Origin of the sequence: Streptomyces sp. NPDC102360 (genome assembly GCF_044766085.1) — a bacterium.
GTDB lineage: Bacteria > Actinomycetota > Actinomycetes > Streptomycetales > Streptomycetaceae > Streptomyces.
Genome location: NZ_JBIWLG010000005.1, coordinates 200,733 through 222,051, shown reverse-complemented (window position 1 = coordinate 222,051; position 21,319 = coordinate 200,733). Strand labels below are relative to the sequence as shown.

The window sequence follows — 21,319 nt, the reverse complement described above, 5'->3', positions numbered from 1 at the left end:
CCACGCAACCCCGTCTCGTTATGTGGTCCCTACACGGGAGCCGGTACGCGCATAGGTACCCATGTCCGTATACCTATCAGTATCTGGTGATTCCGGTCGCCCCGCCCGCCGTCCCGATCGCGATGTGCGGGGACTGCTCGGGGCGCACCCAGGTCAGGATCCGGCGCATGGCGTCCTTCGGTACGGACACGCAACCGGCCGTGGCCCCGCGCCCGTTGACGTGCAGGAAGATTCCGGCGCCGCGGCCGTGCACGGGGCGGTGGTAGTTGAAGCCGACCACGAGCGCGTGCGCGTACTGCGTCGCGTAGTCGGCGAGGTGCTCGGACTCGGCGGCGCGGCAGTCGCGGGGGCGCGGCTCGGTCCAGCGGTTGTACGAGCGTGAGGCGTTGTCCTGGCACCACCAGGAGTCGCGGTGCACGCGCCGGTACGTCGTCGTGGTCCCCTCCGGCGCCGCCTTGACGCCGAACGCGAAGGGCAGGTCGTAGAGGCCGGCCGGCGTCGTGTTGGTGCTCTGCCGGCGCTTGCTCCCCGCCACGAGCCCCTTCGCCCCGAACCGCGCGGGTGCCGAACCTGCTTTCACCCAGCCGCCGTTCGCGCCCCGGTCCCACCAGGTGACGGTGCCGGTGGTCGAGGACGTACGGGGCGCCTCGGCGGTGATCAGCTGGCGGCCGCCGCCCGTGTCCGCCATGCGGGCGGGCAGCGGAGCGGCGGCGGAGGCGGAGGGGGCCGCACCCAGGGCGGCACAGGCGGCGACGGCGGTGGCGATACCTGCTCGAAAGGGGCGCATGGGTCAGAACGTAGCGGGCGGCAGCGGCAACGGCAGCCCGGGCAGGCCGTCCAGGCTCTTCGCGATGTACTCCTTCTTCTGGAAGTACGCGTCGAGCCCCGCGTCGTCCTCGCGCTCGAAGCGCCTGCCGTGCAGGTCGCGGTCCTCGTCGTACGTCATGAAGGGCACGGCGTAGCCGCAGGTGTCGCGGATGTGTTCGGCGTGCACGACGATGATCGCGCGCAGGCCGTTGCGGGTCGGGTCGATGTCCGGGAAGCGGCCGACCAGCTCGGCGAAGCGCGGATCGTCGCGGAACACGGGCTCACCGCGGCCGTGCACCCGGACGATGTTCGGCGGGCCCTGGAACGCGCACCACATCAGCGTGATCCGGCCGTTCTCGCGCAGGTGGGCGATGGTCTCCGCGTTGGAACCGGCGAAGTCCAGGTAGGCGACGGTGAGTTCGTCGAGCACGACGAAGGAGCCCTTGAGGCCCTTGGGGGAGAGGTTGACCGTTCCGTCGTCGGAGCGCGGCGCGGTGGCGGTGAAGAAGAGTGGCTGGTCCTCGATGAACGTGCGCAGCCGACCGTCTATGCGTTCATGACTTTTTCCCATACCGGGATCATGCCGGTGTCGGCGGTCCGGGTCAGCACCCCGAAGTGCGATTGACGAAACATGCAGGACCCTGCATAATCATGCACAGCGACAAACGCACCGGCATTCAGATCCACCGGCCCGAGGAGCAGAGCACGTGAGCAGCAACACCGGCGATGTCCGCCTCTGGGGCGGCCGGTTCGCCGACGGCCCGGCCGAGGCCCTGGCGAAACTCTCCGCCTCCGTCCACTTCGACTGGCGCCTCGCCCCGTACGACATCGCGGGCTCCCGTGCCCACGCGCGCGTGCTCAACAAGGCGGGACTGCTCACCGAGGACGAGCTGACCCGCATGATCGCCGGCCTCGACCAGCTGGAGACGGACGTCGCGGACGGCTCCTTCGTCGGCACGATCGCCGACGAGGACGTGCACACCGCCCTTGAGCGCGGCCTCCTCGAGCGTCTCGGCCCGGACCTCGGCGGCAAGCTGCGCGCGGGCCGCTCCCGGAACGACCAGGTGGCGACGCTCTTCCGGATGTACCTGCGGGACGAGTCCCGGGCCATCGGCGGCCTGATCGCCGACCTCCAGGAGGCCCTCGTCGGCCTCGCGGAGGCGCACCCGGACGTCGCGATGCCGGGGCGTACGCACCTCCAGCACGCCCAGCCGGTGCTCTTCGCCCACCACGTGCTGGCGCACGTCCAGTCCCTGTCCCGGGACGCGGAGCGGCTGCGCCAGTGGGACGAGCGGACGGCGGTCTCGCCGTACGGCTCCGGCGCCCTGGCGGGCAGCAGCCTCGGCCTCGACCCGGAGGCGGTGGCACGGGACCTCGGCTTCGAGCACGGCAGCTCGGCCAACTCCATCGACGGCACGGCCTCGCGCGACTTCGTCGCCGAGTTCACCTTCATCACCGCGATGATCGGCGTGAACCTCTCGCGGATCGCCGAGGAGGTCATCCTGTGGAACACGAAGGAGTTCTCCTTCGTCACGCTCCACGACGCCTTCTCCACCGGCTCGTCGATCATGCCGCAGAAGAAGAACCCCGACATCGCGGAGCTGGCGCGCGGAAAGTCCGGCCGCCTCATCGGCAACCTCACGGGCCTGATGGCGACGCTCAAGGCGCTGCCGCTCGCGTACAACCGTGACCTCCAGGAGGACAAGGAGCCGGTCTTCGACTCCTGCGACCAACTGCGGCTGCTGCTCCCGGCGTTCACCGGCATGATGGCGACGCTCATGGTCAACCGGGAGCGCATGGAGGAGCTGGCCCCGGCCGGCTTCTCGCTCGCCACGGACATCGCCGAGTGGCTCGTGAAGCAGGGCGTGCCGTTCCGTGTGGCGCACGATGTCGCGGGCGAGTGCGTCAAGGTCGCCGAGGCGGAGGGCAAGGAGCTCGACGGCCTCACGGACGACCAGTTCGCCAAGATCTCCGAGCACCTCACGCCCGAGGTGCGCACGGTGCTCAACGTTCCGGGCGCCCTGGCCTCCCGCTCGGGCCGCGGTGGCACGGCACCGAGCGCGGTCGCCGTCCAGCTCGCCGAGGTCAAGCAGGACCTGACGGTGCAGCGCACGTGGGCCGAAGCGAAGAAGTAACCGCAGCACACGGAGAGGCCCGGTTCACCCGTAAGGGGTGAACCGGGCCTCTCCGTCTGTGCGTCAGCGGCGTGCCCGAGCCCCGCCTCCGTAGCTCGACAGGTCGAGCAGCAGGCCGAAGACGATCACGATCCAGCCGATCCCGCGGACGCCGACCACGGGCGCGTACGCGAGGACATAGCCGAGGGTCGTCCACGGCAGGAAGATCAGGCCGATGAGCGGCAGCAGAACGCCGTTGAAGGCGCGGTCCACAAGGTTGGTGAAAAGCCACGTGATCACCAGCGCCACGCGTGGCCCGATGGCGGCCATCGCCGCGAAGATGCAGCACCCCATGCCGGTACCTCCCGAGAGTCGGACGTCCCGACAGTCGTAGCACCGCGTGCAGGGGGCGACCACTGGAGACGTCCGAGCCTCGCGTGAGACAGTGATGTGTCACCTGAGGTACCCTCGTCTCATGCCAGTCGATCGCGCTCAGGTGTTGCACAGCGCCGCCGCCCTGCTGACCCGCAGGTCCACGGCCACCATGGACGAGGTGGCGCGGGCCGCCGGCATCAGCCGCGCGACCCTGCACCGCCAGTTCGCAGGCCGGGACGCGCTGGTCCGCGCGCTGGAGGAACTCGGCATCGCCGAGTGCGAAGCGGCACTCGACCGGGCCCTGCTCGACGAGGGCCGGGCCGTGGACGCGCTGCGCGCCCTCATCCGCGAGCTCGAACCGGCGGCGCCGCTGCTCGCCTTCCTCGTCACGGAGAACCAGCTCTTCGAGGGCGAGCAGCAGAACGAGGGCTGGGCTCGCCTGGACTCCCGCATCGAAGCGCTGTTCCGGCACGGACAGGAAACGGGCGAGTTCCGGATCGACCTGACCCCCGCCTGGCTGACCGAGGCGCTCTACGGCCTCATCGGCAGCGGCGCCTGGGCGGTACAGGACGGCCGCGTCGCGGCCAAGGACTTCCAATTCATGATCGTCGAGCTGCTGCTCGGCGGCGCACTACGGAGAGTGGAACCATGACCAGCACACCACAGCGCACCCCTGCGGCGGAGGTGGTGTCGTCCCGCCCCGCGCGGTGGCTCGCCCTCTCCGTCCTCGTGCTGGCCGTGCTGCTCGTCGCCGTCGACGCGACCGTCCTCGGCCTCGCGACCCCGTACATCAGCGAGGACCTGAAGCCCTCCGGTACGCAGCTGCTCTGGATCGGCGACGTCTACTCGTTCGTCATCGCCGGACTGCTCGTCTCGATGGGCAGCCTCGGTGACCGCATCGGCCGCAAGAAGCTGCTCCTCGTGGGAGCGGTCGCCTTCGGCGCGGTCTCCGTCCTCAACGCGTACGCGACGACGCCCGAGATGATGATCCTGGCGCGCGCCCTGCTGGGTGTCGCGGGCGCGACCCTGATGCCCTCCACGCTGGCCCTGATCCGCAACATCTTCCACGACCCGCGCGAGCGTTCGCTGGCCATCGGCATCTGGGGTGCCATGGCCTCGGCGGGCGCGGCGGTCGGTCCTGTCGTCGGCGGGTTCCTGCTCGAGCACTTCTGGTGGGGCTCGGTCTTCCTGATCAATCTGCCCGTGATGGCGATCCTGGTGGTCGTCGGCGCGAAGCTCATCCCCGAGTCGAAGAACCCGGTGCCGGGTCCGTGGGATCTGCTGAGCGTGGTGCTGTCCCTCGTCGGCATGATCGGCGTCGTCTACGCGGTGAAGGAGGCGGCGGCGCACGGCTTCGGCCTCGGTGTCGGCGCGTCGGCGGTGTTCGGCGTGGCGGCGCTCGTGTGGTTCGTACGCCGCCAACTCACGCTCCAGGCGCCACTGTTGAACATGCACCTGTTCCGCAACCGCGGGTTCTCGGGTGCGGTGCTGGCCGACCTGCTGACGATTCTGGGCCTGGCGGGCCTGGTCTTCTTCCTCTCCCAGTTCCTGCAACTGGTACAGGGGCGTGCGCCGTTCGAGGCGGGGCTCGCCGAACTCCCGGCCGCGGTCGGTGCGGTGGTGGCGGGTCTGGTCGCCGGTACGGTGGCGCGGCGCTTCTCGGTGCGGTCCGTGGTCGCGGGCGGCCTCGCGGCGGTGGGCCTGGCCCTCGCCGCGCTCACGACGCTGAGCCAGTCGACCGGATATCCGCTGCTGGGTGTGGTGCTGCTCGTCGTCGGCATCGGCGCGGGCTTCTCGTTCACGGTGACGGCGGACGTGATCCTGTCCAGCGTGCCCAAGGAGCAGGCGGGTGCGGCGTCGGCGGTGTCCGAGACGGCGTACGAACTCGGTACGGCGCTCGGTATCGCGTTGCTCGGGTCGATCGTGACCGGCGTGTACTCGGGGTTCACGGTTCCGGCCGGTACGCCGGAGGATGTCGCGGTGGCGGCGCACGATTCGCTCGGCGGGGCGGTCGAGGCGGCGAGTGGCCTGCCGGCCTCGCAGGGGGACGCGCTCCTCGCCGGGGCGCAGTCGGCCTTCGTGGACGGTCTCCAACTGGCGTCGGGCATCGGAGCGGGGGTGCTGCTGGCGACGTCGGTGGCGGCATGGTTCCTCCTCCGCGGCCAACGCCTGGAACAGTGACCCGTCCTCAGGCCTCGGGGCTCCGCCCCGGCCCCCGCGCCTCAATCGCCGGCGGGGCTTGAAAGATCGGGGCTCCGCCCCGCACCCCGCTGCTCAATCGCCGCAGGGGCTTGATGTGCTCACCCGCCGCCTGAGGGCGCGGGTGGCTGCCGTCGCCTTGGCAATCTGCCGCGCAACAGGAACGACGGGTGCTGGCCCGTCCAATTTAGAGCCCCTGCGGCGATTGAGCAGCGGGGTCCGGGGCGGAGCCCCGTGAGCGGAGGACGGCACAGCAGCAAGAAGCCCGGTCGACCGGAAAGAATTCGGTCGGCCGGGCCTACGCACCCGTAAAAGCGCTACGCCGCCTTCGCCTTCGAGGCGTACATGTCGACGTACTCCTGACCGGAGAGCCGCATCACCTCGGTCATGACCGAGTCCGTCACGGCCCGCAGGACGTACCGGTCGCGCCCCATCCCGTCATAGCGGGAGAACTCCATCGGCTCACCGAACCGCACGGTCACCTTGCCCGGCCGCGGAATCCCCGCACCCCCGGGCTGCAACTTGTCCGTGCCGATCATGGCGAAGGGGACGACGGGCGCCCCCGTCATCAACGTCAGACGGGCGATACCGGTCCGGCCGCGGTACAGCCGTCCGTCGGGGGAGCGCGTGCCCTCGGGGTAGATCCCGAAGATATTGCCCTCCTCCAGGATGCGGCGGCCGGTCATCAGCGCGGCCACACCGCCGTTGGCCCCGTCGCGGTCGACCGGGATCATGCCGACCCCGGTGAAGAACCACGCCATGAGGCGGCCCTTGAGGGACTTGCCGGTGACGTACTCGTCCTTGCCGATGAAGAAGACCTGCCGGTCACAGACGAGCGGCAGCAGCATCGAGTCGATGAACGTCAGGTGGTTGCCCGCCAGAATGACGGGACCGTTCCCCGGAATCTTCTCAGCGCCTTCCACACGCAGGCGGAACATCAGGCGCATGATCGGACCGAGCACTGCCTTGATGAGCGCGAAGCGGGACAACGAGCCCTCCGATGTCAAGGAATGAGCAGGGATGGGTACCTGGTTTGGACTGTGGAGTCTGTGCAGGTGAGGACGATACTCGCGGACGAGTACCCGTTGCACATCGGGTTCACCGACTGGATACGTGGAGTTGACCGAAGTTTGCGCCCCGTTGATGCGCGGGCAACGCGCGGACGCCACGCCGCAACACCCTGACGTTCCGTCCAGGGTCTCCCACTGGTCACTTTCCCACCCCTACGATCGGTCTCGCTTTGACAGGTGCAAGGCAGTACTTGGTGGGAGGAGTGCTTCATGGGGAACAAGGGGAACGAGAAGTCACAGGCCGCGCAGGGGGCGCAGCCGCCACGGACCGTGGCGGCGCTCGGCCGGCGCTCACTGCTCGGCGCCGCGGTTCTCGGCGCGAGCGCTACGGCACTCGGGGCGGCCGGAACGGCGAGAGCCGCCGACAGGGAAAGTGGCGCGAATAACATGAACAAGGGCCTCGCGGGTCTCCCCGTGCCCACGGTCATCGCGCACCGCGGCACCAGTGGCTACCGGCCGGAGCACACCCTCGGCTCGTACCAGCTCGCGCTCGACATGGGCGCGCACATCATCGAGGCGGGCGACCTCTGTCCGACCAAGGACGGGCATCTCGTATGCCGTCACGAACCGGAAATCGGCGGCACGACCAATGTGTCCGAACACCCCGAGTTCGCCGGCCGCAAGACGACGAAGAGCCTCGACGGGGTGGCCACCACCGGCTGGTTCACCGAGGACTTCACGCTCGCCGAACTGAAGACGCTGCGGGCCAAGGAGCGCATCCCGGGCACCCGCCAGCACAACACCCTCTACGACGGCCGCTGGGAGATCCCCACCTTCGAGGAGGTGCTTCGCTGGCGCGCCGAGCAGAGCAAGAAGCTCGGCCGCGAGGTCTGGATCTACCCGGAGCTCAAGCACCCCACCTACTTCCGCAAGCAGAACCTCGCCCTGGAGGAGCGCCTCGCCAAGGTGCTGCGGGCGCACGGGCTGCACCGGAAGAACTCGCCCGTCATCATCCAGTCCTTCGAGCCGACCAGCATCGAGCGCATGAACAAGCTGGTCGCCAACCCGCTCGCCGTGCTCCTGTCGACGGCCAAGTCCCGTCCGTACGACTTCGTGGACATCGGCGACCCGCGCACCGTCGCCGACCTGATCACGCCCAAGGGGCTCGCGGAGATCGCGACGTACGCGAACGGCATCGGCCCGACCCTCGACCTGATCATCCCGAAGGACGCGAACGGCAAGCTGCTGGCGCCCACGACCCTGGTCAGGGACGCGCACAAGGCGGGTCTCGTCCTGCACCCCTACACGATGCGCAACGAGAACACCTTCCTGCCGGCCGACTTCAAGAAGGGCACCGACCCGAACGCGTACGGCGACGCGTTCGGCGCCTTCAAGGCGTACTACGAGACCGGCATCGACGGCATCTTCTCGGACAACTGCGACACGGCGCTCCTCGCCCGCGAGGATTTCGTCAACGGGTGATCCCCGCAAGCCGGTTGGAGTGAGACCCGGCCGCCCCGGCAACCGCCGCCGGGGCGGCCCCGTCCCGCCGTACATGACGTACGACACCGTGATCGAGCCCCTGCGTGCCCTCCTCGCGGCCGAGGTCCGGGCCGAGCTGCCGGGCGCCGCCGGTGACCCGGGCGACCTCGAACAGGCCGTCTGGGTCCGGCTCCTGGAACACCTCGCCGCCCGGGGCGCTCCGGACGACCCCGCGGCCTGGCTCCGCGAGGCGGTCGGCGCCGAGGCCCGTCTCCAGCGGAGTGCGGCGCTGCGCGAGCTGCCGTACGGGCTGCGGCCCGCCGCCGACCCGGAAGCCGTCGACCCCGAACGCCGCGCGCTCGCCGACGAACGCGACCGTGCGCTGCGCAGCGCGGTGCGCCGGTTGCCCGGACGCTGCCCGCGCCTCATCGGCGCGCTGCTGTCCCCGCACGACCTCACTTACCGTGAGATCGCGGGTGAGTTGGGTATCTCACAGGGCAGCCTTGGGCCGGAACGTTCCAGATGTCTGGGTTGCCTGCGCAGAATCCTGCCCTCCGAGGTTGCGCGCGCGGCCCGTCGGGGAAAAGGGTGAAGGACAACTGGCGAACAGGTGAGCGGGAGGCGTGCACACATGGGCATGAGCGTGACCATCTCTGCGGCGACCGAAGCGGATGCCGAGCAGATCCTCAAGCTGCAGTACCTCTGCTACCAGAGCGAGGCACAGCTCTACGGGGACTACTCGATCGAACCGCTCACACAGTCCCTGACCTCGATCAGGGCCGAACTCGACAGCGGCACCGTGCTCGTGGCGCGCCTCGGCGGCGAAGTGGTGGCGTCCGTACGCGGCACGGTCGACGCCGACGGCACAGCGCACATCAACAAGCTGATCGTCCACCCGCGCATGCAGCGGCACGGCCTGGGCGGCCGACTCCTGACCGCGGTGGAGGGCCGGTTGGGTGCCGCAGGCACCGCCAAGCGCTTCCAGCTGTTCACCGGCCACCGCAGCGACCACAACCTGCGCCTGTACCGCCAGCACGGCTACGAACCCGTGTCGACCGAGCGCGTCGACGAGCGGCTCACCGTGGTGACGCTCGCCAAGGACACCGAGGGCCAGGGCGCCGCGGCGAACGCGTTCGCGGCGAGCGCCTGAGAGTCAGTCCCGCGACTGCTGCCGCTGCGCCACACCCTTGCGCAGCCAGTACATCGCGCTCAGCGGCAGCAGGATCGGAATGAACAGATAGCCCACCCCGAAGTCGGACCACACGGTCGCGTCCGGGAACGCGGACGGCTCCACCAGCGTCCACGTACCGACGATCAGCACGCCCGCCAACTCCAGGGCGCAGCACACGAACGCGGCCCTGCGCGCCGTCTCCCCGCCGCGCACCAGCGAGTACGTGATGAAGGCGTACACGAGCCCCGCCACCGCCGACAGCGAGTACGCCAGCGGCGCCTTGTCGAACTCGGTGGAGATCTGCACCGCGGAGCGCGACACGGCTCCCACGACCATCACGCCGTAGAGCCACACGAGCAGCATTCCGGGCCCGCTGATGAGGCGGCTCCGCTTGGCTTCCTTCTTCGCAGCGGTCACAGCCACCTCAGCCTCCCCAGATGTCAAAGAGCCGCACCTCGAGCACGGCCAGCACCACGCCGCCCGCGGCGACCGTCACCGAACCCCAGCGGGTGCGCTCGGCGAGCGACATGAAGCCCGCCGCCGGAACGCAGGCGAACGCCCCGATCAGATACGCGACGAAGATCGTCGTGCCCTGGTCCGGCTTCTCGCCCCGTGCGAGCTGCACGACCCCGACCACCAGTTGCGCCAGCGCGAGCACCGACACCACGGCCATCCCGATGAAGTGCCAGTCCTTGGTCGGCTGGTCGCGATACGCGGCGTAACCGCACCAGGCCGCGAGCGCCAGCGCGGCGAGACCCGTCACCAGGGTCAGGGCATCAAGCATGGCCGTGAGCCTATTACGGGCCAAAAGACCCGATGACCGCACCCCCGGGGTGGCCCGTAGCCTTGGGAAACATGAAGATCACCGCTGACGCCCTGCTGTTCGACAACGACGGAACCCTGCTCTCGTCGATGGAGTCGGTGTACCGCTGCTGGACCCGCTGGGCCGAGGAGTACGGGATCACCGCCGAGGCCTTCGCCGCCGTCGAACTGCACGGCCGCCCCGCCGCCGAGATCGCCGCCGACCTGCTGCCCGCCGACAAGGTCGCGGACGCCGTCAGGCGCATCGAGGAGCTGGAGGTCGAGGACGTGCCCAACGGCGGCACCCACGTCCTGCCCGGCACCCTCGACCTGCTCACCTCGCTCCCCGACGAGAACTGGGCCGTCGTCACCTCCGCCACCCGCCGGCTTGCCGAGGCCCGGCTCGCGGCCGTCGGGATCAAGACGCCGCTGCTGATCGCCGCGGACGACATCACGCACGGCAAGCCCAACCCCGAGCCGTTCCTGCTCGCCGCCGGGAAGCTGGGCGTGGACCCGGAGCGCTGCGTCGTCTTCGAGGACGCCCCGGCCGGTCTCACCGCGGGCCGCGTGGGCGGGATGAAGACCGTGGCGTTGACCACAACGCACGAGGCGGACGAGCTCTCCGCGGACGTCGTGGTGAAGGACCTGTCCGCGGTGTCCGTGCAGGTCACGGACGCGGGCGTGGAGATCACCGCCGGGCTCTGACCCGTCTTGAATGATCGGCCCCTGCTGTCCGGATAGCGGACGGCGGGGGCCTCTCGCGTCCTCACGTCTGCTTTACTTGCCGACATGACCACGACGAGCAGCCGCACCCTTGCGACCGAGGCGACGATGACGCCCGGTACTGCTTGTATGTGTCGAATGTGCGCCTTCTGAGGGCCCCACTCAAGCCTGTTCTCGCGCCCCGAAGCGAGACCCGCGCGCCCTGTTCCGTAGGGAGTGACTCCGCAGGGAGAAACCATCCGCCTACGTGACCGGGTCCGCCCCGCGCACAGCTTCTCCGCACCGGTTCGTCCGCCTCTGTGAGACCTGTCGCGCGCCCGGAAACTCGCAAGTTCCCGAACGAATGCCCCGTGCCCGGCGCCACCCGTGCCGCGCACTCGACAGCTACGGAAACCCACGTGATCACCACCCAGGGCCTCACCAAGGTCTACCGCTCGCGCGGCCGAGAGGTCACCGCCCTCGACGGCGTCGATCTGCACGTGCGCGAAGGCGAGGTGTACGGCGTCATCGGCCAGTCCGGCGCCGGCAAGTCCTCGCTGATCCGCTGCGTGAACCTGCTGGAGCGTCCGACCTCCGGCACCGTGACCGTCGCAGGACAGGACCTCACCGCTCTCGTCGGCCGCGGCTCGCGCGCCGGCAAGGAGCTGCGCGAGGCGCGCAGCCGCATCGGCATGGTCTTCCAGCACTTCAACCTGCTGTCCTCGCGCACCGTGCAGGACAACATCGAGCTGCCGCTCGAAATCCTCGGCAAGTCGGGGAAGGAACGTTCCGCCAAGGCGCTGGAACTGCTCGACCTCGTCGGCCTCGCCGACAAGGCCAAGTCCTACCCCGCCCAGCTCTCCGGCGGCCAGAAGCAGCGCGTCGGCATCGCCCGCGCGCTCGCCGGCGACCCGAAGGTGCTGCTCTCCGACGAGGCGACGTCCGCCCTCGACCCGGAGACCACCCGCTCGATCCTCCAGCTCCTGCGCGACCTCAACCGGCAGCTCGGCCTCACCGTGCTGCTCATCACGCACGAGATGGACGTCGTCAAGACCGTCTGCGACTCCGCCGCCCTCATGGAGCGCGGGCAGATCGTCGAGTCCGGCACCGTCAGCGAGCTCCTCGCGACGCCCGGCTCCGAGCTCGCCTCCGCGCTCTTCCCGGTCAGCGGCGAGGCCTCCGGTGACGACCGCACCGTCATCGACGTCACCTTCCACGGGGAGTCGACGACCCAGCCGGTCATCTCGCAGCTCTCCCGCACCTACAACGTCGACATCTCGATCCTCGGCGCCGCGATGGACACCGTCGCGGGCAAGCAGGTCGGCCGCATGCGCATCGAACTGCCCGGCCGCTACGACGACAACGTCGTACCGATCGGCTTCCTGCGCGAACAGGGCCTCCAGGTCGACGTCCAGGGCACCGCGCCCGCCGCTCTGCTGAAGGAAGGTGTCACCAAGTGACCTGGTCGGAGATGCAGCCGCTGCTGTCCCAGGCGTGTTGGGACACCTTCTACATGGTCGGCTGGTCCACGCTGATCGCGGTCGTCGGAGGACTGCCGCTCGGCGTCCTGCTCGTGCTCACGGACCGCGGCGGACTGCTGCAGAACGCGTTCGTGAACAAGGTCATCGGGCAGGTCGTGAACATCGTCCGCTCGATGCCCTTCATCATCCTGATGGTCGCCCTCATGGGCTTCACGCGCGCGATCGTCGGCACCACCATCGGCCGCGAGGCCGCCATCGTGCCGCTCGCCATCGGCGCCATCCCGTTCTTCGCGCGGCTCGTCGAGACGTCCGTGCGCGAGGTCGACGGCGGTCTGATCGAGGCCGTCCAGTCGATGGGCGGCAACACCTGGACCGTCGTACGCAAGGTCCTCGTGCCGGAGTCGCTGCCCTCGCTGATCTCGGCGACCACCACGACGATCGTCGCGCTCATCGGCTACTCCGCCATGGCCGGCACGGTCGGCGCGGGCGGCCTCGGCGACATCGCGATCCGCTACGGCTACCAGCGCTTCGAGGCCAACCTCATGTGGATCACGGTGGCCATCCTCGCCGTCGTCATCTCGCTCATCCAGTTCGCGGGCGACAGCGGCGCCCGGGTGCTGCACCGCCGCGCGGGCAAGGGCGGCGACCCGATCCGCTTCAACCTGTTCGCCGGCCGTACGGCTGTCACCGCCACCAAGTCCGGCTGAATCCCGTTCTCCCCGTCCTACAGGCGGGTTGCACCACTGATGGAAAGGCACTTTTCGTGCGTAACACCACCAAGATCACCGCAGCTGTCCTCGCCACCGGCGCCCTCACCCTGGGCCTGACGGCCTGCGGCTCCGACAAGGCCGACACCAAGGCCAAGGCCTCCGACCCGTTGGTCGTCGCCGCGACTCCCGTCCCGCACGCCGAGATCCTGAACTTCATCAAGAAGGACCTGGCGAAGAAGGAAGGCCTCAAGCTCGAGGTCAAGGAGTTCACCGACTACGTCACGCCGAACAACGCCACCGAGGACGGTTCGGTCGACGCCAACTACTTCCAGACGACGCCCTACCTGGAAGACTTCAACAAGAAGAACGGCACGCACCTCAAGTCGGTCGCCACCGTCCACCTGGAGCCGCTCGGCCTCTACTCGCAGAAGGCCAAGAAGCTCGACGGCCTCAAGAAGGGCGGCACCGTCGCCCTTCCGAACGACGCCGACAACGAGAGCCGCGCCCTGCGCTTCCTCGCCGCCAACGACCTGATCACCCTCAAGAAGGGCTCGGAGTCCGCCGCGACGCCGCAGGACATCGCGAAGAACCCGAAGGACCTCCAGTTCAAGGAGGTCGAGGCGGCGCAGACCCCGCGCTCCCTCAAGGACGTCGACGCCGCGGTGATCAACGGCAACTACGCCATCGGTGCGGATCTCAACCCCGCCAAGGACGCCCTCGCCCTGGAGTCCACGAAGAACAACGAGTACAACAACGTGCTCGCCATCAAGGACGGCAACCAGGACGACCCGCGCATCAAGAAGCTCGCGAAGCTCCTGACCTCGCCCGAGGTGAAGAAGTTCATCGAGACCAAGTACAAGGGCTCGGTGCTCCCCTCCTTCTGATGCGTACTCCCTTGAAGTCCACGATTCCCGCCGCCGTGATCGCCGGGGCACTCGTCCTCGGCCTCACGGCCTGCGGCAGCGACAAGGCGGACGCGAGCGAGAAGCTGGTCGTCGGGGCCACCCCGACCCCGGCCGGCGAAGTCCTCACGTACGTACAGAAGAACCTGGCCGAGAAGGCCGGACTCGACCTGGAGATCAAGGAGTTCACGGACTACGTCCTGCCGAACACCGCGCTCCAGCAGGGCGACCTCGACGCCAACCTGTTCCAGCACACGCCGTACCTGAAGGACTTCAACAAGTCCAAGGGCACGACGCTCGCGCCGGTCACCCAGGTCTATCTGCCGCCGCTCGGCTTCTACTCCAAGAAGACGAAGGACGTGCGCGAGCTGCGCGACGGGGCGACCGTCGCGCTGCCGAACGACATCACCAACGAAGGCAGGGCGCTCGAACTCCTCGCCTCCCAGGGTGTGATCGGGCTCAAGAAGGGCGCCGGTCTGAACGCGACTCCCAAGGACGTCGCGAAGAACCCCAAGGGGCTGAAGTTCAAGGAGCTCGAAGCGGCCCAGCTGCCGCGCTCGTTGGACGACGTCGACGTGGCCGCCGTCAACAACAACTTCGCGATGGACGCGGGACTGAACCCCAAGAAGGACGCCATCCTTCTGGAGTCCGTCAAGGACAACCCGTACAACAACATCCTCGCCGTCAAGAAGGGCGAAGAGGACGACCCGCGGGTCAAGAAGCTGGCGGAGCTGCTGACTTCACCCGAGGTCAGGAAGTTCATCGAGACCAAGTACAAGGGTTCGGTGCTCCCCGTCTGAGGAGCCCGTTCACCGCCCGTACACGGGGGCCGTTCCTGGCAACAGGGGCGGCCCCCATGTGCAGTTACGTGCCTTCATGCTGCATGCTGGGCGCGGGGGTTCGGGGGTACCCCCCGAAAAAACACAGGACGAGGCCCGACGCGAAGGTAGAAGGCCAACGAAGGTTACGGAGCGGCGCATGACGAACACCTTCCCCGAGATCTCCATCAGCACGGAGCGCTTGGTGCTGCGTCCGCTCGACGAGGACGACGTACCCGCGCTCGCGGAGATGATGAACGACGAGCTGGTCACCGCCTGGACGTCGGTGCCGCAGCCGTTCACGGAGGAGGGTGCCCGCCGCTGGATCGCCGAGGGCGTGCCGAGGCGCCGGGCGAGCGGCGCCGGACTCGACCTCGCCGTCACCGAGTTCCTCACCCAGCGGCTCGTCGGCACCATCCGCCTCACCGAGACCGACTGGCACGTGCGGTCCACCGAGCTCTCGTACATCGTCGCCCCCTGGGCGCGCGGCGAGGGCTACGCGTCCGAGGCCGCGCTCGCCACGGCCCAGTGGCTCTTCCGCGACCAGCGCCTGGAGCGCATCGAGCTGCGCACCGCCGCCGACAACACCGCCGCCCAGCAGGTCGCCCAGAAGATCGGCTGCATCAGCGAGGGCGTGCTGCGCAACGCGTGCATAGCGCGTACGCGCACCGAGGACGGCGGCCTCGCCGAGGCCCGCACGGACTTCATCGTGTGGAGCCTGCTGCCCGAGGACCTGGAGGGTGTCACCGAGCAACTGGCGGAGGCCGGGGGTTTCACGGCCCTCTCGGACTGGAACTGACCTCACGGGCGGTCGAAGGGCCGGGCGGGTACGCTCACGGTGCCCCGGCCCCGGTGGCACCCCCGACCTCCGTGCCGCATGGGCACGTACGCACCCGAGCACACCCTGGAGACTGACGACGATGGCCGACCGGGTCACGGTGATCGGCTGGGACGGTTCGCCGCTGACGGACGCGGCCCGCTCGGCACTCGGCGCGGCCACGCTCGTGGCGGGCGCCGGACACCACCTGGCGCTGCCCGAGGTGCCCGAGCGCGCTGAGCGCGTCCGGCTCGGCAGCGTGGCCCTCGCCGCCCGCCGCATCGCGGGCCACCGCGGCACGGCCGTCGTGCTCGCGGACGGCGACCCCGGCTTCTTCGGCGTCGTACGCACCTTGCGCGCGCCCGAGTACGGCCTCGAGGTCGAGGTCGTACCCGCCGTGTCCTCGGTCGCCCAGGCGTTCGCCCGCGCGGGCATGCCATGGGACGACGCACAGGTGGTCGTCGCACACCGCCGCACCCTGCGACGCGCGGTGAATGTGTGCCGCGCCCACACCAAGGTCGCCGTCCTTACCTCGCCGGGCGCAGGACCCGCCGAACTCGGCCTGCTCCTGGAAGGCGTCCACCGCACCTTCGTCATCTGCGAGGAACTCGGCACCGACCGCGAACAGGTCACCGTCGTCACCTCCGACAAGGCCGCCGACCACGCGTGGCGCGACCCCAATGTCGTCATCGTCATCGGGGGGCCCGTCACCGGCGCCCCTTCGAGCGGCAACTGGCTGGCAGGCGGCGACCCCGACGCGGGCCCGCGCGGCTGGGCGCTGCCGGCGGGGGAGTACGCGGGCCCCTTCGGCGAGGGCGAGACCGAACAACTGCGCTCCGCCCAACTCGCCCGCCTCGGGCCGCGCGCGGGCGACCTGGTGTGGGACATCGGCTGCCGCAGCGGAGCGTTCACCGTGGAGGCCGGGCGGTTCGGTGCCGCTGTGATCGCCGTCGACCGGAACGCCGACGCCTGCGCGCGCACCCTCGCCGTCGCCCGCCGCTTCGGGGTCCAGGTCCAGATCGTGAACGGCACCGCCCCGTACGCTCTCGAAGACCTCCCGGAGCCCGACGTCGTCCGCGTCGGGGGCGGGGGAGCGGCGGTCGTCTCGGCCGTCGCCGACCGGCGTCCCGCCCGCATCGTCACGCACGCCGCGACACGCGACGACGCCGAACTCATCGGCAGGGACCTGACGGAGCACGGATACGAGGTCGAGTGCGCCCTCCTGCAATCCGTCGAACTGGACACTCGCGCCTGGACGGAGAAGGAGCGGACCGTGGGGTTCCTCCTCTCCGGGCGGCTGCCCGTCCGCCACCCGTGACCCTGTCGGCGCGCCGCGCGCGGTAGGCTGGCCGATCGTTGTACCGCACCGGGATGTTGGGTTCTTCGTATGCCAATGTCCCGAAAACGCCCCACTTTTGAGGTGCGTGTGGTACGGCAGCGACCGGAGGGCGCGCAACGTGGCGCAGTCCACAGAAGGCCATGGTCGAACTACGTTCCGTGGCCGCGGTCCGACCGGGACAATGCCTGTTGTCCGGAGCGGTTCGTGCCGCGCGGCGCGCACGCTCGTTCTTGTTGACGGGCGGTCGACGCGTCGCCCCGGACAGCGAAACAGTGAATCGTGAAGCTGCTCGTAGTTCCGGCGCACGTCCGGGGGCGGCCAGGAAGTTCTCATTCGATGGGCGAGGGGTAGGCATGACCGACACCGGTCAGGTTCCGGGCGAAGGGCTGCCGGAGGACGCAGGCACGGCGGAGCCGCCGGGCGTTCCCGCACCCGGCGCGTACACCTACCTCGATCCCGCCGACGCCACGGCCGAGGACGACGAGATCCTCCTGATGCCCGGTTCGCAGGGCGCCTGGGGCCAGCCGCAGGCACAGCCCGCGGACCAGAGCCACAGCCAGGGGCAGGGCCAGCAGTACGCCCAGGCCCAGGCCCAGCCCCGTCGTCCGCTGCACATGGGTCCTGCCGTCCCCGACACCAACGGCAGCCTCGTCCGCTCGCTCGCCGACCGCGGCCCCGCCCAGCAGAACCCGATGCCCGCTCGCCAGTCGGGCCCGCCCACCACGGGACCGGAGTACCTGGACATCCCGCCGCAGGGCGCCGCCCCGTGGCAGCCGGCCCAGGCGCCGCAGCCGTCGGCTCCCGCAGAAACGGTCGCTCCGCAGTACGCGCAGCCGGAAACGCCCGCGCACGCCCAGGAGTTCGCCCAGGTCGGCGCGTACGCCGCGCACGGGCAGGGCCAGGGTGACCACGGCCACGACCACCCGCAGCAGTCGGACTACGCGGCGCACGCCTACGCCCAGCAGCCCGCCGCGAACCAGACACTCGGCCAGTTCGTCCCGGTGGACGGCATCGTCCCCACGACCCCGCATCTGGCACCGACCCCGCCCCGGGCGATGGTCGTCCCACCGCTCCCGGAGGAGCAGTACGCAGCCGCTGCCGCGGAGTCGGCGGGAGCCGGTCAGCAGGAAGCCGCCGATCAGCTGGGTGCCGTGGGGCCGCAGGGCGCTGCGGCACAGCAGGCCGGCGGCGATCAGCAGAGCGCGACCGAGCAGCAGGCCGGCGGCGATCAGCAGAGCGCGACCGAGCAGCAGGCCGCCCACACGCAGGAGCCCGGCAACGGTGAGCAGATCGCTGCCGAGCACGAGGTTGCGACCGCCGGACAGAGCGCCGCCGCCGACCGGCAGGTCGGCACCGGTCAGGACGGTGCGCAGCACACGGCTGATCAGCAGGCGGGCGCCGACGAGCAGAGCGGCGTCGGCCGGCAGGGCGCTGCCGCCGAGCAGCCCCTGCCCGGCACGCCGAGCGCGGTCGACCAGCAGGATGCTGCGGACCAGCGGGACGTGGCCGCCCCACAGTCCGCTCCCGGCCGGCAAGCCGCTGACGACGCGCAAGGTGTGGCCGATCCACAGGCCGCCGACGGTCAGCAGGCCGCAGGCGACCACTACGTCGCGGCCGCCCCGCAGGTTGTTGGCGGTGCGCAAGGTGTGGCCGACTCGCTGGCCGGTGCGGGTCAGCAGGCTGTTGGCGGTGCGCAGGGTGTGGTCGACCCGCAGGCCGCTGACGGTCAGCAGGCCGCAGGCGACCACCATGTCGTGTCCGCCCCGCAGGTTGTTGGCGGTGCGCAAGGTGTGGCCGACTCGCTGGCCGCTGCCGGACAGCAAGTCGTAGGTGACCCGCAGGGTGCGGCCGGCCAGCAGGTCGCCGCCGACCAGGAAGCAGCAGGCGACCACCACGTCGCGGGCGGCCCGCAGGCCGCTGCAGGCCAGCAGGTTGTTGGCGGTGCGCAGGGTGTGGCCGACTCACAGGTCGCAGGCGGCGACCACCACGTCGCGGCCGCCCCGCAGGCCGCTCCCGGCCGGCAAGTGGCTGACGACGCTCAAGGTGTGGTCGATCCACAGGTCGCCGCCGGACAGCAAGTCGCAGGTGACCCGCAAGGTGTGGTCGGCCAGCAGGTCGCCGCCGACCAGGAAGCAGCAGGCGCCCATCACGTCGGGGCAGACTCGCAGGGCCCGCACGGTATGGCCGAACCGCAGCCCGCCGAGCAAGCCGCTCCCGGACGGCAGGCCGTTCGCGGCCGGCAGGTCTCGGCCGACCAAGAAGCCGTAGGCGATCACACAAACGTGATCGACCCGCAGGCCGCTGCCGCACAGCAGGCCGTCGGTGACCAGCAGGTCTCGCCCGGCCACGAGGCCGCGGCCGGCCACCAGGCTGTGGCGGCCGACCGCCAAACCCTGCCCGACCAGCAGGCTGCCCACGACCGGCAAGCCGTCGTCACCGGTGACCAGCAGGCCGTCACCAGTGACGACCAAGCCGCCGTCGGCGCCCCATTCGTCGCCGATCCCCACGCCGTTACCGGCCCCCACGCCGTCACCGACCCGCAGGACCCGCACGCCATGGTCAATCAGCAGTCCGCCGAGCAGGCGCCCGTGGGCGACGAGGCAGTCGCCCCCGAGCACGTCACGGAGTGGGGCTCCCAGAGCCCCGAGTCCGCCGAGATCCCGCCGCAGGGGACCGCGAGCGTTCCCGCCCCGCGTGAAGGCGACTCCGGCGCGCTCCCGCTGCCCGAGGCCGCCGACACCGAGGACCCCGCGGAGCAGACCGTCGCGCCCGCGGAGCTGACGGGCGAGCCCGAACACCTGACGGCGGAGCCCGAGAGCACCGAGGCGCACCCCGCCGCTCCCGCCTACGACGACGCCGAGCGCGAGGCCGTGCTGCGCGTGATGCGCGAGCGCCGCGACATCCGCAACGGCTTCCGCAACGACCCGATCCCTCACGAGGTGCTGCTCCGCGTCCTGGAGGCGGCCCACACGGCGCCGTCCGTGGGCCACTCGCAGCCCTGGGACTTCGTCGTGATCCGCTCGGCGGACACCCGCCGCGCGATGCACGAACTGGCCGTGCGCCAGAAGGACGCGTACGCGAAGTCCCTGCCCAAGGGCCGCGCGAAGCAGTTCAAGGAACTGAAGATCGAGGCCATCCTCGACACCCCGGTGAACATCGTCGTCACCGCCGACCCCACCCGCGGCGGCCGCCACACCCTCGGCCGGCACACGCAGCCGCAGATGGCCCCGTACTCCTCCGCGCTCGCCGTCGAAAACCTCTGGCTCGCGGCCCGCGCCGAGGGCCTCGGCGTCGGCTGGGTCAGCTTCTTCGACGAGCGTGAGATGGTCCGCTCCCTCGGCCTGCCCGAGCACCTCGAGGTCGTGGCCTACCTCTGCGTCGGCTACGTCGACGAGTTCCCGGCGGAGCCGGAACTGATGCAGGCCGGCTGGTCCAAGCGCCGCCCGCTGTCGTGGGTCGTGCACGAGGAGACGTACGGCCGCCGCGCCCTGCCCGGCGAGGACCCGCACGACCTGCTCGCGGAGACCGTCTCCAACATCCGCCCGCTGGACGCCAAGGCGCTCGGCGAGGCGTGGGAGCGGCAGAAGCGGATGACGAAGCCCCCGGGCGCGCTCGGCATGCTGGAGATCATCTCCGCCCAGCTGTCCGGCCTGTCCCGCGTGTGCCCGCCGCCGATCCCGGAGCCCGCGGCCGTCGCGATCTTCGCTGGTGACCACGGTGTGCACGCCCAGGGCGTCACCCCCTGGCCGCAGGAGGTCACCGGCCAGATGGTGGCGAACTTCCTCGGCGGCGGCGCGGTCTGCAACGCGTTCGCGAACCAGGTCGGCGCCGAGGTCTGCGTCATCGACGTCGGCGTGGCAGGCGAACTCCCGGCCACTCCCGGCCTGTTGCCCCGCAAGGTCCGCGCCGGCACCGCCGACATGACGACGGGCCCCGCCCTGACCCGCGAAGAGGTCAAGGAGGCCATCGAGGTCGGCATCGAGACGGCCCGCGACCTCGTGGCGGCGGGCAACAAGGCGCTGCTGACCGGCGAGATGGGCATCGCGAACACCACCGCGTCCGCCGCCCTGATCTCCGTCTACACCGAGGTCGACCCCGCCGAGGTGACCGGCCGTGGCACGGGCATCAACGACGAGACGCACGCCCGCAAGGTCGAGGTCGTGCGCCGCGCCCTCGACGTGCACAAGCCCGACCCGGCCGACCCGATCGGCGTCCTCTCGGCGGTCGGCGGCCTGGAGCACGCGGCGATGGTGGGCCTCCTCCTCGGCGGCGCCTCGCTGCGCACCCCGGTCATCCTGGACGGCGTCAGCGCCGGCGCGGCCGCCCTGGTCGCCCGCGCCATCGCGCCCGAGGTGCTCGCCGCCTGCATCGCGGGCCACCGCAGCGCCGAGCCCGGCCACGTGGCGGCCCTGAACAAGCTGGGCCTGCGCCCGCTCGTCGACCTCGACCTCCGCCTCGGCGAGGGCACCGGAGCCCTCCTGGCCCTCCCGATCGTGCAGAGCGCGGCTCGCGCGATGCACGAGGTGGCCACGTTCGACTCCGCCGGCGTCACAGAGAAGTAACCCCCACCCCTCAATCGCCGGCGGGGCTT

22 protein-coding genes are annotated in these 21,319 nt (G+C 70.4%); 14 read left to right on the top strand and 8 right to left on the bottom strand.

All coding sequences use genetic code 11. The features are described 5' to 3' along the window. Positions 1-76: 76 nt before the first annotated feature. Complete coding sequence (locus ACIRHA_RS21920; protein ID WP_403848165.1) at positions 77-787, bottom strand: L,D-transpeptidase; 711 nt, start codon at positions 785-787, stop codon at positions 77-79. Positions 788-790: 3 nt separating this feature from the next. Beyond that, positions 791-1,378, bottom strand: coding sequence for a pyridoxamine 5'-phosphate oxidase family protein (locus ACIRHA_RS21915; protein WP_403848163.1), 588 nt, complete (start codon positions 1,376-1,378; stop codon positions 791-793). A 136-nt stretch (positions 1,379-1,514) separates the two neighbouring features. Here ACIRHA_RS21915 and argH point away from each other — a divergent pair, with 136 nt between their 5' ends. Next, on the top strand, positions 1,515-2,942 hold the full coding sequence (gene argH / locus ACIRHA_RS21910) for an argininosuccinate lyase (RefSeq protein ID WP_403848160.1): 1,428 nt from the start codon (positions 1,515-1,517) through the stop codon (positions 2,940-2,942). A 63-nt stretch (positions 2,943-3,005) separates the two neighbouring features. Here the strand turns inward: argH and ACIRHA_RS21905 are convergent, their stop codons facing one another. Further along, positions 3,006-3,275, bottom strand: a complete 270-nt coding sequence (locus ACIRHA_RS21905) for a hypothetical protein (RefSeq protein WP_403848157.1) — start codon at positions 3,273-3,275, stop codon at positions 3,006-3,008. 121 nt (positions 3,276-3,396) lie between these two features. Here ACIRHA_RS21905 and ACIRHA_RS21900 point away from each other — a divergent pair, with 121 nt between their 5' ends. Next, positions 3,397-3,948, top strand: coding sequence for a TetR/AcrR family transcriptional regulator (locus ACIRHA_RS21900; RefSeq protein WP_403848154.1), 552 nt, complete (start codon positions 3,397-3,399; stop codon positions 3,946-3,948). Then, complete coding sequence (locus tag ACIRHA_RS21895; RefSeq protein ID WP_403848151.1) at positions 3,945-5,477, top strand: MFS transporter; 1,533 nt, start codon at positions 3,945-3,947, stop codon at positions 5,475-5,477. The genes ACIRHA_RS21900 and ACIRHA_RS21895 overlap by 4 nt, the downstream gene beginning before the upstream one ends. A 335-nt stretch (positions 5,478-5,812) precedes the next feature. Here ACIRHA_RS21895 and ACIRHA_RS21890 read toward each other — a convergent pair whose 3' ends face one another. Then, complete coding sequence (locus tag ACIRHA_RS21890) at positions 5,813-6,502, bottom strand: lysophospholipid acyltransferase family protein (RefSeq protein ID WP_327664252.1); 690 nt, start codon at positions 6,500-6,502, stop codon at positions 5,813-5,815. A 273-nt stretch (positions 6,503-6,775) separates the two neighbouring features. Here ACIRHA_RS21890 and ACIRHA_RS21885 point away from each other — a divergent pair, with 273 nt between their 5' ends. From ACIRHA_RS21885 to ACIRHA_RS21875, 3 genes are all read left to right on the top strand, one after another. Then, positions 6,776-7,987, top strand: a complete 1,212-nt coding sequence (locus ACIRHA_RS21885) for a glycerophosphodiester phosphodiesterase (protein ID WP_403848149.1) — start codon at positions 6,776-6,778, stop codon at positions 7,985-7,987. Positions 7,988-8,060: 73 nt separating this feature from the next. Then, on the top strand, positions 8,061-8,579 hold the full coding sequence (locus ACIRHA_RS21880) for an RNA polymerase sigma factor (protein WP_403848147.1): 519 nt from the start codon (positions 8,061-8,063) through the stop codon (positions 8,577-8,579). A gap of 39 nt (positions 8,580-8,618) precedes the next feature. Further along, on the top strand, positions 8,619-9,137 hold the full coding sequence (locus ACIRHA_RS21875; RefSeq protein WP_403848144.1) for a GNAT family N-acetyltransferase: 519 nt from the start codon (positions 8,619-8,621) through the stop codon (positions 9,135-9,137). 3 nt (positions 9,138-9,140) lie between these two features. Here the strand turns inward: ACIRHA_RS21875 and ACIRHA_RS21870 are convergent, their stop codons facing one another. Together ACIRHA_RS21870 and ACIRHA_RS21865 are read right to left on the bottom strand one after the other, a co-directional pair. Further along, the gene (locus ACIRHA_RS21870) at positions 9,141-9,602 is read right to left on the bottom strand and encodes a hypothetical protein (RefSeq protein ID WP_403848141.1); all 462 of its coding nucleotides are present in this window, start codon (positions 9,600-9,602) and stop codon (positions 9,141-9,143) included. Continuing rightward, on the bottom strand, positions 9,583-9,942 hold the full coding sequence (locus tag ACIRHA_RS21865) for a hypothetical protein (RefSeq protein WP_403848138.1): 360 nt from the start codon (positions 9,940-9,942) through the stop codon (positions 9,583-9,585). The genes ACIRHA_RS21870 and ACIRHA_RS21865 overlap by 20 nt, the downstream gene beginning before the upstream one ends. Positions 9,943-10,013: 71 nt before the next feature. Between ACIRHA_RS21865 and ACIRHA_RS21860 the strand changes: the two genes are divergently transcribed. From ACIRHA_RS21860 to cbiE, 7 genes are all read left to right on the top strand, one after another. Next, complete coding sequence (locus tag ACIRHA_RS21860) at positions 10,014-10,664, top strand: HAD-IA family hydrolase (protein ID WP_403848136.1); 651 nt, start codon at positions 10,014-10,016, stop codon at positions 10,662-10,664. A gap of 416 nt (positions 10,665-11,080) precedes the next feature. Next, a complete protein-coding gene (locus ACIRHA_RS21855; protein ID WP_403848133.1) occupies positions 11,081-12,121 on the top strand; it encodes a methionine ABC transporter ATP-binding protein in 1,041 nt (346 codons plus the stop codon). Then, positions 12,118-12,849: a methionine ABC transporter permease gene (locus tag ACIRHA_RS21850; RefSeq protein ID WP_403848131.1), complete on the top strand. Its 732-nt coding sequence runs from the start codon at positions 12,118-12,120 to the stop codon at positions 12,847-12,849. The genes ACIRHA_RS21855 and ACIRHA_RS21850 overlap by 4 nt, the downstream gene beginning before the upstream one ends. Positions 12,850-12,905: 56 nt before the next feature. Next, positions 12,906-13,736, top strand: coding sequence for a MetQ/NlpA family ABC transporter substrate-binding protein (locus ACIRHA_RS21845; RefSeq protein WP_403848129.1), 831 nt, complete (start codon positions 12,906-12,908; stop codon positions 13,734-13,736). Continuing rightward, the gene (locus tag ACIRHA_RS21840) at positions 13,736-14,554 is read left to right on the top strand and encodes a MetQ/NlpA family ABC transporter substrate-binding protein (protein ID WP_403848126.1); all 819 of its coding nucleotides are present in this window, start codon (positions 13,736-13,738) and stop codon (positions 14,552-14,554) included. Before ACIRHA_RS21845 ends, ACIRHA_RS21840 begins: the two co-directional genes overlap by 1 nt. A gap of 178 nt (positions 14,555-14,732) precedes the next feature. Continuing rightward, complete coding sequence (locus tag ACIRHA_RS21835) at positions 14,733-15,371, top strand: GNAT family N-acetyltransferase (RefSeq protein ID WP_403848123.1); 639 nt, start codon at positions 14,733-14,735, stop codon at positions 15,369-15,371. 121 nt (positions 15,372-15,492) lie between these two features. After that, a complete protein-coding gene (gene cbiE / locus ACIRHA_RS21830) occupies positions 15,493-16,707 on the top strand; it encodes a precorrin-6y C5,15-methyltransferase (decarboxylating) subunit CbiE (RefSeq protein WP_403848120.1) in 1,215 nt (404 codons plus the stop codon). A 350-nt stretch (positions 16,708-17,057) separates the two neighbouring features. Here the strand turns inward: cbiE and ACIRHA_RS21825 are convergent, their stop codons facing one another. Together ACIRHA_RS21825 and ACIRHA_RS21820 are read right to left on the bottom strand one after the other, a co-directional pair. Then, positions 17,058-18,623, bottom strand: a complete 1,566-nt coding sequence (locus ACIRHA_RS21825) for a hypothetical protein (protein ID WP_403848117.1) — start codon at positions 18,621-18,623, stop codon at positions 17,058-17,060. A 66-nt stretch (positions 18,624-18,689) separates the two neighbouring features. After that, positions 18,690-19,346 carry a hypothetical protein gene (locus tag ACIRHA_RS21820; RefSeq protein WP_403848115.1) on the bottom strand — a complete coding sequence of 219 codons (657 nt, stop codon included), beginning with the start codon at positions 19,344-19,346 and terminating at the stop codon, positions 18,690-18,692. Between ACIRHA_RS21820 and cobT the strand changes: the two genes are divergently transcribed. Beyond that, on the top strand, positions 19,317-21,290 hold the full coding sequence (cobT, locus tag ACIRHA_RS21815) for a nicotinate-nucleotide--dimethylbenzimidazole phosphoribosyltransferase (protein ID WP_403848112.1): 1,974 nt from the start codon (positions 19,317-19,319) through the stop codon (positions 21,288-21,290). The genes ACIRHA_RS21820 and cobT overlap by 30 nt on opposite strands. Positions 21,291-21,319: the final 29 nt, after the last annotated feature.

Bases quoted from the DNA above. Each gene is read 5' to 3' on its own strand.
- ACIRHA_RS21835 (WP_403848123.1), top strand. From the start codon at position 14,733: ATGACGAACACCTTCCCCGAGATCTCCATCAGCACGGAGCGCTTGGTG.
- ACIRHA_RS21865 (WP_403848138.1), bottom strand. From the start codon at position 9,942: ATGCTTGATGCCCTGACCCTGGTGACGGGTCTCGCCGCGCTGGCGCTC.
- cbiE (WP_403848120.1), top strand. From the start codon at position 15,493: ATGGCCGACCGGGTCACGGTGATCGGCTGGGACGGTTCGCCGCTGACG.
- ACIRHA_RS21900 (WP_403848154.1), top strand. From the start codon at position 3,397: ATGCCAGTCGATCGCGCTCAGGTGTTGCACAGCGCCGCCGCCCTGCTG.
- ACIRHA_RS21920 (WP_403848165.1), bottom strand. From the start codon at position 787: ATGCGCCCCTTTCGAGCAGGTATCGCCACCGCCGTCGCCGCCTGTGCC.
- ACIRHA_RS21880 (WP_403848147.1), top strand. From the start codon at position 8,061: ATGACGTACGACACCGTGATCGAGCCCCTGCGTGCCCTCCTCGCGGCC.
- ACIRHA_RS21905 (WP_403848157.1), bottom strand. From the start codon at position 3,275: ATGGGGTGCTGCATCTTCGCGGCGATGGCCGCCATCGGGCCACGCGTG.
- ACIRHA_RS21840 (WP_403848126.1), top strand. From the start codon at position 13,736: ATGCGTACTCCCTTGAAGTCCACGATTCCCGCCGCCGTGATCGCCGGG.
- ACIRHA_RS21860 (WP_403848136.1), top strand. From the start codon at position 10,014: ATGAAGATCACCGCTGACGCCCTGCTGTTCGACAACGACGGAACCCTG.
- ACIRHA_RS21885 (WP_403848149.1), top strand. From the start codon at position 6,776: ATGGGGAACAAGGGGAACGAGAAGTCACAGGCCGCGCAGGGGGCGCAG.
- ACIRHA_RS21875 (WP_403848144.1), top strand. From the start codon at position 8,619: ATGGGCATGAGCGTGACCATCTCTGCGGCGACCGAAGCGGATGCCGAG.
- ACIRHA_RS21895 (WP_403848151.1), top strand. From the start codon at position 3,945: ATGACCAGCACACCACAGCGCACCCCTGCGGCGGAGGTGGTGTCGTCC.
- ACIRHA_RS21915 (WP_403848163.1), bottom strand. From the start codon at position 1,378: ATGGGAAAAAGTCATGAACGCATAGACGGTCGGCTGCGCACGTTCATC.